The organism is Streptomyces sp. NPDC048584 (assembly GCF_043199595.1).
Lineage (GTDB): Bacteria > Actinomycetota > Actinomycetes > Streptomycetales > Streptomycetaceae > Streptomyces > Streptomyces edwardsiae.
In genome coordinates, this window is sequence record NZ_JBICWF010000001.1 from 255,369 (window position 1) to 268,551 (window position 13,183).

At 68.1% G+C, this 13,183-nt stretch carries 5 protein-coding genes; 3 read left to right on the plus strand and 2 right to left on the minus strand.

The window, feature by feature from the left end:
• Positions 1 to 70: 70 nt before the first annotated feature.
• Positions 71 to 631, plus strand: coding sequence for an ATP-binding protein (locus ACGFR9_RS01070; RefSeq protein WP_393201674.1), 561 nt, complete (start codon positions 71 to 73; stop codon positions 629 to 631).
• Here the strand turns inward: ACGFR9_RS01070 and pglX are convergent.
• Together pglX and pglW are read right to left on the minus strand one after the other, a co-directional pair.
• Positions 558 to 4,172: a BREX-2 system adenine-specific DNA-methyltransferase PglX gene (gene pglX, locus ACGFR9_RS01075; protein WP_393201676.1), complete on the minus strand. Its 3,615-nt coding sequence runs from the start codon at positions 4,170 to 4,172 to the stop codon at positions 558 to 560. The two genes, ACGFR9_RS01070 and pglX, sit on opposite strands and share 74 nt — an antisense overlap.
• Complete coding sequence (gene pglW, locus ACGFR9_RS01080) at positions 4,169 to 8,845, minus strand: BREX system serine/threonine kinase PglW (protein ID WP_393201678.1); 4,677 nt, start codon at positions 8,843 to 8,845, stop codon at positions 4,169 to 4,171. The genes pglX and pglW overlap by 4 nt, the downstream gene beginning before the upstream one ends.
• 473 nt (positions 8,846 to 9,318) lie before the next feature.
• Between pglW and ACGFR9_RS01085 the strand changes: the two genes are divergently transcribed.
• Together ACGFR9_RS01085 and ACGFR9_RS01090 are read left to right on the plus strand one after the other, a co-directional pair.
• Positions 9,319 to 10,611 carry a PIN-like domain-containing protein gene (locus ACGFR9_RS01085; protein WP_393201680.1) on the plus strand — a complete coding sequence of 431 codons (1,293 nt, stop codon included), beginning with the start codon at positions 9,319 to 9,321 and terminating at the stop codon, positions 10,609 to 10,611.
• A gap of 460 nt (positions 10,612 to 11,071) precedes the next feature.
• The gene (locus ACGFR9_RS01090; protein WP_393201682.1) at positions 11,072 to 13,174 is read left to right on the plus strand and encodes an RNase A-like domain-containing protein; all 2,103 of its coding nucleotides are present in this window, start codon (positions 11,072 to 11,074) and stop codon (positions 13,172 to 13,174) included.
• Positions 13,175 to 13,183: the final 9 nt, after the last annotated feature.

Below are 13,183 nucleotides of genomic sequence, written 5' to 3' on the forward strand. Positions count from 1 at the left end.
TCCTGGTCAACGCTACGCAGAGTCCGTGATCGTTGACCCTATGAAGTCGGAAACTCCCCCGAATGGGCATATGCCGCAGCGTTCCGCACCCGAACCCGAGTTCGCCATGCGCTTCACCTCGACGTCGCGCGGTGCCCGCCTCGCCCGCCGGCTCGTCTCGCACCGCCTGGACGACTGGGGCCACCCCTACACGAGCCCGGTGAACGAGTCGCTCACCCTCATCACGGCGGAACTCACCGCTAACGCCGTACGCCACGCCCACGTCCCCGGCCGGGACTTCCACGTCCAACTCACCCTGGCCGAGGGCACCCTCCGTATCGAGGTGACCGACACCCTCACTGAGAAACGGCCCCCGGCCAGTCCCTCGGCGACCGACTCGCTTTCCGAGTCCGGCCGGGGCCTGTTCCTCGTCGCCGCCCTCGCGGACGACTGGGGTGTCAGCCCTCGCCGGGCCGCCCCGGGCAAGACCGTGTGGGCGCAGCTGCACGTACGGACAAAGGGCCACCCGCTCACGCACCGGGTGGCCCCTGGACCGACAGATGTCGATCTACTCCTGGCTACTGCTTCGCTGCTGCGCGACGACCTCGGGTCGCGGCCGGAGGACGCCAGCCACGGAGGTCGTCGTCCGTGAGTCCGTGCTCACCCTGCTTCTGCTGGCGGTAACTGGCGAAGAAGTCCGCCGGGGAGCCGCTGTAGAGCATGTCGAACTCGTTGTGCCACTGGGACAGCCAGGGCTGGAGTTCCAGCAGGCCGGCGAGGAACGGCGTGATCTCCTCGGTGGACAGCGCGGTGTTGGTGAAGTACGTCGCCAGCGCCTGCGCCTGCTCCTTGTGGTCCCAGCCGGCCCAGCCGTACAGCTCGGGAGTGGCGGCATTGGTCTGCCCGTAGGAGATGAACCGCTCCTTGGGCACGTCGAGCTTGCCACGCGCCCTCCAATAGGAGGGGCGGAGGAAGTCGGCCGAGGTGTACTTCGGCGGCACGGGGATGGAGTCCCGGATCTTCCGCTTGGCCGACTCGTCGGGAGCGGCATCCTCCTGGCGCTGCAGGTCCCACACCTCCTCCCAGTCCGCGCGCTTCTTCAGCCCGGCGGGCTTATAGCGCAGCGCGGACAGGAACGGCACGTGCTCATCGGTGATCAGCTCCGCGACGACCTTCGCCAGGTCCTTGCGGGGCGCGTAGAGCCTGGCCACGGAGACGAAGTCCTCGTCGCGGGAGAGGGCGTCGGTGAGCCGGGCCAGGGTGAGGATGGCCGACTGGCCGTTCTCATCGAACCAGTGATCGCGGTTTTCCATGCGGTCGAGCAGCCAGGAGCGCAGAGCCTTCTCCTGGAGGGCGTCCCAGCCCTCGGTGGCCCATCGGCGCTTGTACTCGGGCCGCTCGACCATGCCGATGGCCCGGTTCGACTCGATGGCGGCGATCCGCTTTTGGACGATCTCGCGGTAGGCGGCGGGCCAGTGGGCCGGGATCTCCGTGATGGGGGTGGAGTGGTGCCGCTTGAACCACTCGTCGCTGACCTCGCCTGCGGCTACGCGGCGGGCAAGGACGATCTCGAAGGCGCGCTCACCGAGAGCGAGTTCCGGGATGTTGGGGTCGTCGGGCTCCTCGGAGACGCGGAGGTCTTCGGAGTGGAGGTGGTAGAGGGAGTAGACCTGCCAGTCCAGCTCCTCCTGGAGGGCGATCATGCGGGCACGGATGGCATGCCAACGGGCCTCGGCCTCGCGGAGTGCTCCAGTGGTAGGGGTTGACTGGGTGGCCACGGCGGCGGCGCTGGTAGAGGTCAGCTGCTGGGCGAGAGCGTCCATTGCTACCGCCAATACGCTGGGATAGGCGGCAGGTAGCGGAAACTGTTCAACCTTGGAACCGTTGTACTGCCCCCGTTCTTCCCAGGCTTCATCCTGGAATCCCCTGCCGAGCCCACTGCCTCCCTTGCTATGGCAGTTTAGCTTAAGCCAAAGAGCAGCAACGGAGCTGTTAAGCAAAGCTGTGAGATCAACATGCTCCTGGTCACTCGAACCCTTGCGTAGTTTGATAACAGGAGCAGACTGCTTATAGATGGAATGACCTCGGTCCAAAATGAAGTGGTTGTGAGTAGCAACCTCGGCGAAGGTGATAGCCCAATGATGGGCATCTTTATCTCTGGGCAGTTGATGCCATTCCCACCATGGGCGGCCAGCTGAGCTATAGGTTCCACCCGAGAAGGTTGCACGGGATCCAAGTTCCGCCCGAAATGGCCACAGTCCTATGGACGTAGCAACAGATTCCGTCAAAGGCTTCAGAACCCGTTCGGATGTATACGGAAAGAATGCCGAAGTCTCGACCGATGCCACCCAGTCACGCACATCGTCACCTCCCGCGATTGGTTGCAGAAAGTCCTTCATTTCGGCAGGCCAAGTCCTGTGAGGACGCACCATCACGTCATCCGCGTGAGTCATGCCCACGAAGCCGACCCTTTGAGCAAGACTTGCCAACTGAGTTACCGAGAATGCAGCTACCGACTCAATGATTTCGAGTCCGCCATCAGCTAGAATCCATGGCTGCTTACGGAAATACCGAGCCCGATCCAAATCCTCTACAGAAACCCACTGGCTCAGTGACCCCGGAACATCGATTTGGCCCAAAATCGCACGCCAAACTCTCCCTTCTTCAGCAAATTCAGGCACGCCCGGTTCTCCCTGGACACTACGCACCGCCCTAATCGCCGTCGATCGCCTGCTCCCCTCCCGTCGCTTTCCCACGAGGATGACGGTCGGCGTCCCGTGCCCGGGAATGTAGGCCCCTGAAGTGTCGATGACCTCCGTCAACTCAACCCGGTCACGAAAGTAGTTTTCAATCAACTTCGTACCGAATTCGCGTTTCATGAAAGAGTTTGCAGTGATCTGCCCCACCATGCCGTACCCGCGACCCTCGGCATCACCACGCTTGGCAAGTTCGAAGAAGCGCTGAGCAAAAGGCACGGAGAGAGCATAAATGCCACCGCATGCGTCGTACAGGTCCCGGTACAAAGCGTTCAGCTTCGTGTCCTTCACCGTGATGTACGGCGGGTTTCCTACAACCAAATGGTAGCGTCCCTGCTGAAGAATCCCCGGGTGCTCATGCACATCCTCCGTGGCATACGCGAACGACGCCAACGGGTCTTCCATCCCGTCCTCACCCGAACCCAGCGTCAGTTCCAACTGCCGAGCCTTGATGAGCGAGTCGCCCACCGCCAGGTGCATCGGCCACTCGTATTTGGCCGCCTCCGCCAGCGTCTGCACCCCACTCGCCGCCATGGCCGCAACCAGCAGTCGGAACCGGGCAATGGCCACCGCGAACGGGTTGATGTCCACGCCGTGCACCGAGTCCAGCGCTTCCCGTACTCGCTCGTGCACGTCCTTCCCCGGCTGCCCCTCCCCCCACAGCCGCACCAACCGCCGGAACGCCCCCAGCACAAAGTGCCCCGACCCACACGTGGGGTCGATCATCTTCAGTTTCTCGTGCCCAAACTCCCGCACCGCCGGGTTCATCGTCCGGTCGAGGATGAACTCCTCTACGAACTCCGGCGTCTGGAGCAGCGCGTACGTCTTCCGTGCGGCCTCGCTCAGGTCCTGGTACAGGTCGCCCAGGAACCGCGTGTCCCAGCCCTCCGTGCCGTCCTCGTTCAGCGGGTCGGTGAAGTCGTGGACGAGGACGCCCACCTCGTCGCGCCCCCGCCAGAACTCGACCAGTTCGCCCGCACCGTCGTGCGAGAGCGGGACCTGATACAGCGGGTTGTGCCGCTTGTCGAACAGCAGCCGACCCGCCTGGCCCTGGCCCAGTTCGTCGAACGCCTTCTCCAGCCAGCCCCGGTACGTCGGGTTGTCGTCCGACTCCACGTACGCGTCGTACCGCGACTCCGCCAGCTCGCGTCGGTCACCGTCCGGCCCCGTCAGGTACGGCTCCGGGATCAGCCGGTTGTCCTCGCAGAACCGCACGAACACAGACCCCAGCACCCACGCCACCGCGACCTGCGTGACCCGCTCGTCCAGCCACGAGGTCCACGTCGCCGCCGTACGCCCCAGCTTGCGCGCCTGGTCGTACTCGGCCCGCAGCCGCGCACCGACCTCATCGAGCGCCTTCACCTGCTTGCCAAGGTCGGTCTCGACCGTCTTGACCTGCTGCTTCAGGTCGTTCAACAGAGCCTTGCGGTCGATCACTTCGCGTCTCCCTCGACACCACTTGCCACAACCTCGCCGGACCCGCGATGGCGGTTGCCCACCCACGTGTCCGGAAGCTGGATCCACTCCCCCAGGCCGGCCTGGTACGGCACGGCCACCTGCCCGAGCCGGGGCTCGCGCGAGGGGTCGTTTTGCGGGACCAGGAGCCACAGCCCCCGCCCGCCCCGCCGGGCCGCCGACGCCAGCCGGTCCAGGACGCCCATCGCGTCGTACCGGGCGAACACCCCGGCCTCCGTCAGCAGGACCGGCCCCGCACTACCGCCACCGTCGCCCAGCAGCCCAGCGATCCGGGGCTCGACCGAGCCCCACGCCGTCCGCGCGTACTCCGCGAACCGCACCGCGCCCTTCGATCCCGGCTCGGCGGCGTCCGCCTTGAGCAGGGTTTCCCAGGTCGGCTTGGTACCCGGCGTGACCTGCCCGTGCAGGGCCTCCAGGAACAGCTCGGTCACCGACAGGGCCCGCGCGTCCAGCCGTTCGGCGCCCAGTTCCCGTACCGCGTCGCGCACGAGCTGCTGCCGTACGGTCAGCACCCGGTACCCGTCCCGGCGGGCCGAGGCGAGGAGCCGTTCCTCCGCGCGCACCGCGCCCGCGAGCTGCGGGTCGTCCGCGTACCGCGTCACCGTGCCCGTGCGCGTCGACTGCCGCCACGCGCCCGTCGTGAGGTAGCTGGAGACGTCCTCCACCCGGGTCGGCAGGTAGCGCAGCGTGCCCGTGTCCTCGCGCATGCTGAGCGACAGCTCGAAGCCCGCGTCGCGCAGCGCCTTGGTGAGCGGGCCGGCGGTCGGCAGTTCGTGGGTCGTGCCGCCGCGTCCGTCCGGGACGCCCAGTTCGGGGAAGCGGGCACGGACCCGCTCGTGCACGTCCTCACCGGTCAGGCCGGGCTGCCGCCCCTCCGGGACGCCCGGGATCCAGCGGACGAGCCCGGCCTGCGTGAGGCGCAGCGCCCGGACGAGCGACAGGTCGCGCGGGTAGATCTCCAGGCGCGGGGTGGCGGCGGCGTTCACGGACGCGGCGGCGGCCAGCTCCACCATGCGCCGCTCGTCCCAGTCGACGGCGCCGGGCGGGACCGTCAGCGCGCCCAGTTCGGCCAGGACGGTCGCGGCCGTCGGCAGGGTGTCCAGCTCGGCCAGCCGGCCGGCCGTCCTGCCGAGGCGCATCGCGTAGTCGAGCAGGCCGGGTGCGGTCGGGGTGTCCGGGGCGTCGTTCTCGCGCACGTCGAGGGCGAGCAGGCCGGCGCCCAGGGACTCGTCGGTCGCCTTGCGGTTCGGCTGGTGCTGGAACTCGGCCTCCTGCGGCACCAGTTGCTCGACCTCGACGACGGCCCGTACCGCCGCCAGGGCCATCGCGCGCCGCTGTTCGCGTCCGGCGAGGTGCGTGCCGCGGCGGACGGCGAGGGCGTCGGCGATCTCCACGGCGGAGGCGACGCGCCCCATGCTCTCCAGCAGGTCGATGATCTCGTCCCGCAGGGCCTGGACGGCGGGCTCCGCCTTCCAGCGCTTGCGCTCGTCCTTGAGCATCTGCGGGATGCGGCCGTGGCTGAGGCCGAGCGCGTCGGCGACGTCCTTCTGCTTGGGCCAGACGCCGATGCCGGGCAGGACGCCGTGCTCGTCGGGCAGGCGCAGCAGCAGCCGCACCATCTCCGCCTTGTTGCGGTTGGAGCCGTTGTTGTTGACGGCCGGCACGAGGACGGTGGCGAGGGTGTCGAGGCTGACCGAGCGCAGGGTGCGGGCGGACAGCGCGCCCGCCGACTCGCCCGTTGCGAGCTGTCCGACGAGGGCGGACTCGGCGGCGGTGAGCTGCTCCAGCTCCTCCTTCGCCTCCGCCCTGCCCTTCGGCGTGAGCGGCGAGACGGGGGCCTCGCGCAGCCGCTCACCCCACTCCCGCTGCCGCTGCTGGACCTCGTTGCGGGTCTTGGCGCCGAGGCCGGGGGCGTTGACGAGCTTGCGGCGGCTGTAGTCGAGGAGTTCGCCGACCGTCGTGAGGCCCAGGCCGTAGAGGAAGGACTGGGCGGCGGGCGTGAGGCCGGAGACGGTCAGTGGGGTGTCGAGGGCGGCCTCGGCGGCGAGGCGGTCGCGCTGCTGCTCGGCGGTTTCCGGCTCGGCGTCCGCGATGGCCGCCGCAGCGGCGCCCTCGGCGGGTGCGGTCCCGTCGGCGGGGGCCGCGGGGCGGGTGCGGTGGCTGGAGGGGACGGTCTGCGAGGCGTCGAGGAAGACCTTGCGCCAGGCGTCCCGCATCGGCTTGAGCTCGGGATACCGCTGGCCCGCGTCGCGGTGCAGGGCCTTCTGGAAGAAGGCGACAAGACCGTCCCGCACGGCCGGGTCGAAGGCCTCGGCAGCGATGGTCGGGTGCGGCCACTCCTTCTGGTCGGTCATGCGCGGCAGGACGCTGCCGTCGCCCCACCTGGGCAGCTCGCCGGAGGCCATCTGGTGCAGGGTGACGGCGACGGCGTACCGCTCGGCGTGGGAGTCGTAGGAGCCGCGTGTGATGACGTCGACGAAGGGGTCGAGGTAGCCGTCGGTGCCCGCGTCGGTGCTCTTCGCCGGGTAGCCGGCCAGCGAGAAGTCGATGAGGACCAGCTCGCGGGTGCGGTTGGGGCGGACGCGGACGGCGATGTTGTCCGGCTTGATGTCGCGGTGCCAGACGCCCTCGCCCTCCAGGAAGTCGACGGCGCCGAAGAGGTAGTCGCCGTACGCCTCCAGCTGGTCGACCGGGAGGCGGCCGTGCTCGCGGAGCTGGCGGGCGACGGTCTCCTCGCGGCGGCGCGGGCGGGCCGCACCCTCGGCGCCCTGGCCGTCGTCGTCGCGCTCGTCGCCGACGTACTCCATCGCCAGGACGGTGCGGCCGGCGATGTGCAGCGGCTCGGGCTCGACGAGGCGGATGATGCCGGAGTGGGGGCGCAGGCGGCCCATCGCCTCGGCCTCGCGGACGAGGATCTCGCCGCGGCTGTCGGACAGGGCGACCTTCAGCACGGCCAGCGGGCGTGTCCTGCGGGTCTCCGCCTCCAGGTCGCGGACGAGGAAGGCGCGGCTGGTGGAGCCGGTGCCGAGGCGGCGGCGGACCTCCCACCGGCCGGCGAACACGTCACCGGCGACGGCCTCCAGCGGGTCCTTGTCGACGCTCGCCCCGGTCTCCTCCTCGGCGTGCCCGTCGAGGGAGGCGGCGGGGGCGGTGAGGGAGTCCTCGACGACCTCCAGCAGCTCCAGGAACTCGTCGACGCTGGAGAGGCGCTGGCCGGGGCGGTAGGCGGTGGCGGCCTGCACCAGCTCGTCCACGTCCTCGGAGAGGCCGTCCACCAGGGAGCTGGGGCGCAGGCCCTCGCCCGCCTCCAGGCGGGCCAGCAGCTCGGCCTGGCTGGCGGCGGGAGCCTTGCCGGTGACCAGCAGGTAGGTGAGGACACCGAGCCCGTACACGTCGAGGTAGACGGGGTCGGGGTTGAGGGCGGTGAGTTCCGGGGCGAGGTAGGCGTCGGCGTCGTCGGACAGGTGCATGGCGGACAGGGCAGTCGGCGCGAACCGGGTCATGCCCTGGCCCTGCGAGGAGTCGCCGCTGCGCTGGGTGGCGATCTGCCAGTCGGAGATCTGCAGCTGCGGGGTGAGCCAGGCGGCCTCCTCCCCGACGGCCTGCCCCTTCCGGCCGCGCGGCCGGGGGACGACGTGGACGGAGCGGGCGGCGAGCCCGCGGTGGTGGATGCGGCTGGCGTGCGCGGAGCGCATCGTCTCGGCGAGCTGACGCACCAGGGCCATCCGGCCGAGGATGTCCAGCTTCTCCCCGTACTGGACCAGGTACTCGTCGAGCTTCAGGGTGTCCGGGTGGTAGTCGAAGATCAGCGCGGGGCCGGCGGCGTGCCCGGAGGGGAAGTACTGCTTGAGCTGGACGACACCCGGGTGCTTGAACCGGCCCAGCACCGCGGCCTCGCGCCGGGCGGCGTTCTCCACGGACTGGCGCAGGGAGGCGTCGGAGCCGCGCTCGCTGAGGTAGATCCGCACGCGGGCGGCCTCGGGCAGGTCGCTGTGGCGGGCGAGGTAGTCCGCCCAGGTCTGCCCGGACTCGAAGGACTTCCGCTCCAGCTCGTACGGGCCGACCTTGTACTGCGCGTCGCTCTTGCGGATGCCGATGTTCGCCAGGGCCGCCGCGACCTCGCGCGAGCCGATCGCCGTGATGCGACGCCGCTCGTCGGCCGGGGCCTGCTTGAGCATGTCGACCAGCTCGTCGACCGTGTAGACACCGTTCTGGTCGTGGGCGGGCAGCCGTACGCGCAGGCCGCTGTCGGTGAAGCAGACGGCCTCGGCGACCCAGACCCGCCTGGCGCCGGGCTGGGCGAGCAGGCCGGCCAGCTCCTTGGCCTTGCGGTTGACCAGATGCAGCGGGTTGCCGTGGGTACGGCGGTAGCCACCGGGCGTGGTCTGCACCCAGGTGCCGTTCTCGGAGGTGACCGAGCCGTGCCAGTCCTTCAGCTCGATCATGCACAGGCCGCCGGGGGCGACGACCAGCAGGTCGACCTCGCGGACGTGGCCGGTGTTCGCGGTGAAGGTGAAGTTCGACCAGGCCCGCCAGGGGTCGCCGTCCGGCAGCTTCCGGCGGATCGCCTCCAGGCCGCGGCGTTCATGCTCGAACTCGGACTCGGTGACCGTGACCCACCGGCCTTCCCGCATGCCTGTTCCCCACTCCTCGTGTCCCTCGAGGCCCACCGTTCCCCATGGCTATGCCCTCGGGCAGATCCTAGTGGTTGCCTGTGTCATGAAAAGAAGCGGTGAATGACAGGACTATAGGACATAGGGACCGCATGATCACCATGGGATGCCGCGCTTCAGACAGACGTACGGTGACGACGAGAGTCCACCTCTTCGCAAATTGACCGAAACACCCCAGGTCGACCTGACCACGCGAGTCGAGGGCCGCCCCGCTCTCCGCTTGTCGTGCACGCGTACGAATCGGAGAGTATGCCTGACCTCCACATAGTCGTTGCTCCCTGGCTTCTGAAAGTCGCCCTGCACGGCGGAAGCTCGTTGACGTCCCTACGTATGCGAGTTCCGCGATCCGCCCTTCCTCTCCACCGGAGGAACACTAAGGTCGCCGTCAGGCACGTCGACAAGGGGAGCCGACGTGGGCAGCGCCGGGGGGAACAATGACGATCAACACCAAGACCGACGCGAACGTCCGCGGACTGTTCGACGACTTCGGGGCCTTCCGCACTCCGACTGCTGCGGACTTCAGCTCGGTGCTGACGAATGGCCTCGTCACCCCGGACGCCAACGTGCTGCTCAATCTCTACCGCTACACCGAGCAGGCGCGTGCCGATCTTCTGGCGGCGCTCGGCTCCCTGGGCGATCGCTTATGGATTCCCCACCAGGTCCTGGTGGAGTTCTGGCGGAACCGGGAGACCACAATCTCCGACGCACGGTCGACCAGCGCCAAGGCCGCCCAGGAGATGAGCGGTCACTCAGTGCAGGCGGTACAGACACTACGCACCTGGGCCAACCGGGTCGCCTTGAGCGATGACGACTTCGATGACCTTCGCGATCGGTTGAGCGAGGTCTTCGAGGAAGTCCGAAAGAAGATCAATGAGGTTGGCGAGGGCGAGTGGCAGCACATCGGGCATGACACGAGGACCGATCCGGTGATTGCCAAGCTGGAGCCGGCACTGACCGGCAGGGTGGGGGCTCCCTTCTCCCCAGAAGACCGCACCGCGTTGACCGCGCTGGGTCAGAAGCGCGTCGACCAGCGCGTTCCACCCGGTTACATGGACGCCAAGAAGGACGGCAACGGAGCGGTCGGTGACTTCTTCGTCTGGGAACAGTTGCTGCGCGAGGCATCCCGCCGTCAGTGCGATGTCCTGTTCGTGACCGCGGACGCCAAGGAAGACTGGTGGCGCAAGGAGCGCGGCCACAGCCGAGGCCCGCGCCCGGAGTTGACGGCGGAGCTCCGGGCGCGTGGCGGAGGTCGACTTTACCTGTTGTCACCGAAGCAGTTCCTGGAAGTCGCCGCCCCCGTTCTGCAACTCAGTCTTCAGGCCGGTTCCGTCGAGGACATCGAACGGGTCGAGCGCATCGAAGCAGGGGCCACATACGGCGGATGGACCGCCGAGGCCCTGGAGGCTCTCTTCCGCGGGCTGGCTTACGAGGGTTACACCAACCGCGTCGACGTCATCCGCTACGCGGCAGATATGGACGGTCACGCGGAACCGGAAGCGGTCTACGACCTCTGTGACTACGACGACGATCGAACACTGAGAGGCTTTACCAAGCCGATCACCCGGATCAGCCGCAAGCTGCAGGAACAAGGGCTGATCCCGGACTCGGCGGTTCCTGTTCTCACGGCCGAGTACAAGAACGGCCCGGGCCGCACCTCCGGCTTCAGAGTCCACCCGCTCCTCGCTCCCCTCATCAACGACGCGGGGGACGATGACGAGGAGTCGTGACACAACACCGGCGCCCGGCGTGCACGTGCCCTCTCCTACGGTCGTCAAGGAACGAGCAGTCCACCTTCGACCACCTCGGCGACCAGCTTGGCGAGGCGTTGCTCCCGCACCCTCCCGAGCCGTCGGTTCGCCTCGTCCGCAAGATCCCGTTGCGTGATCCCGGCAGGGAAGGCAAGGACGAACTCCGCGCTCTTCCTTGCCGTCCCGGAAGCGGCCGGCCCACTCCCCATGCCTCCACGCCCCTTGCCGCCACGGTTCTGTGCGCAGAGCTGCATGGCTTCCGCCCTCCAGTTCCGCCAGCGAATCCTTACTTTCGCAACCTCCTGAAGTGAACAAGGCATTCAAATCTCCTTGCATGTCCGCAGATTGACCACGTAGCTTTAAATTTGCTTTCACGAACTCCAGTCATGTCGTCAGATCGGAGCAGAGAAGATCGGGGGACCGGGCCATGGTTGTGGTGATGGCGGCTGCGGCCATCTGGAGTGTGCTGCAGTTGTTCGCTGTCGCATGGCCGACACGCTCGGTTCGCCTGTCGACCGTACTGATCGCCTTCGCGGTGGGCGTGTACGGGTGCGGTGTCGCGACGGGGCTGCTGGAACTCGCGTACACACGCCTCTACGCGGATCGGTCCGGGCTGTCGCTGGTGAAGGTGGAGACCATCACCAGCTACACGGTCGCGCCCTGGTTGGAGGAATTGGTCAAGGTCTCACCGCTCCTGCTGGCCGGACTGAGCCTGAAGGTCCGACGGCAGTGGGGACTGACCGACTTCGTGGTAGTGGGTGCCGCACTGGGCGGCGGGTTCGGACTGCTGGAGGCGGTACTCAGGTTCGGCCTGGACGTGGATCGAACCCTTGCACGGGACGGCGGGTGGATCATCCCGGACTCGCTGTTCCCGCCCTATGTACCCAGCCCTGGTGAGGTCTTCACCGCCTGGTTACCCGCACCCTTCGGACAGTTGTCGACGGGTGGTGCGTTGGTCGCCGAGACGTTCACGCACCTGGTGTGGACGTCCGTGGCCGGGCTGGGCGCCGGCTTGCTGTGGCGCAGCCGGGGATGGGTGCGTCTCCTGGCAGCGGGACCGGTTCTGGCGGCGGCCGCGCATCACACGCTGAACAACTACGTCATCCAGAAGTCCGGCGGGCAGGCCGAACAATGGCTGGAGACGCTGGACGCCCAGGCGTGGGCCGCACCGCTGGCCTGTCTGGCCGTCGCCGTGGTCGTCGACGCACGCCAGTTGCACCGCGGCAAACGCACCATGCCGGATGTGCTCCTGCCCTCCGAACAGGCCGACGGCGACAGCGTGGGCGCACTGCTGCGCTACGCCGCCTGGAGCGTCCCGTGGAGTCTGCTCATCGCCCTGCGCTATCTGCGGCTGCGCCGCTCCCTGCTGTACGCCACCGCGGTGACGTCCACGGACGACGCCACCGTGCGGCTGCGCGAGGCAGTGGCCGGCATCGCCTCCCGCATGGGTGCCTCCGACCACCCGGAAGCCTGGCAGAGGAACACACTTCGCGCCTGGTTGAAGCATGCCCGTCCGCGCGACGCCCGTCGCATATGGCTGCTCCTCATACCCTTCGTTCTCAGTCTGCCGGCGTTGCTGTTCCTCGGCGCCGGCTCCTTCACCGTGACATCCGGTCTCCAGGAGTTCTTCAGCACCGGCGCGGGACCGAAGATCCTGCTGGGCTTCGGTGTCGCCGCCCTCCTCTGGATCGCCTGGCAGTTGTCCGTCCTGCTGCGCACTTGGCGGACGACGTCGGCCCAGCTCCTGGGCGAGCCGCTCGCCGTCCACCGTTTCCGCCTCGCCACCGCGCTCGGGGCCGGCACAACGGGCGTCTTCCTCCTCCATCGCGGGCTCGGCAGCGCGGGTCCGGACGGCAGGTCCATTTCGACTTTCCACCTCCTCGACGCGCTCGACGCCTTCCTGGTCCACCTCGGTTTCGCCCTGCTGCTGTTGTCCCTGCTCGCACTGTTCCCGCCGGAAGGAGTCGCCCTCGCCGGAGTTGGCACGGTCGGTTCGGCCGCGGCCGGAACGGTGTTCCCCGCCGCTCTTCTCGGTACGGCGGGCATCGTCCTCATGGTCGTGGGCGCGGGCGGAGGCGCCGGCGCCCACGACGGCTTCTCGCAGCATGCTTGGCCTCGCACCAAACGGAAGGGCCCGGTCAAGCCCAGGCACCGCGCAGACGTCAAGGGGGACGAGGGCAAGAACGGATCGCACACCATCGGGCGACATGTGAAGAAGACAACGCAAGACATGCGCCGTCGTCTACGCAGCGAGCCGGAACTCGACGCCGACTCACGGTTCCTGAGCGAATCCGACGCCCAACGCTTCGCCGACGGGACCCTGCTGCGCAATCAGAAGCGCATCGACAACTGGCTGCAGGGGAAGAGGAGCAAACTCAGACTGGACGCGGCCTTCGACGAGACCACGGGCCTTCACCTGACCCGGTACGACTTCAAACACGGCAATCCACCACAAGAGGTGCGTTCAGTCCGTGTCATCCTGAAGCGTGATCCGGAGGCCCCCGCCGGCTACCGCGTCCTGACCTCGTTCCCCACTCCCTGATCCCACACT

Coding starts and splice junctions, on each gene's coding strand:
- ACGFR9_RS01070 (WP_393201674.1), top strand. CDS start 71: ATGCCGCAGCGTTCCGCACCCGAACCCGAGTTCGCCATGCGCTTCACC.
- pglW (WP_393201678.1), bottom strand. CDS start 8,845: ATGCGGGAAGGCCGGTGGGTCACGGTCACCGAGTCCGAGTTCGAGCAT.
- ACGFR9_RS01085 (WP_393201680.1), top strand. CDS start 9,319: ATGACGATCAACACCAAGACCGACGCGAACGTCCGCGGACTGTTCGAC.
- ACGFR9_RS01090 (WP_393201682.1), top strand. CDS start 11,072: ATGGCGGCTGCGGCCATCTGGAGTGTGCTGCAGTTGTTCGCTGTCGCA.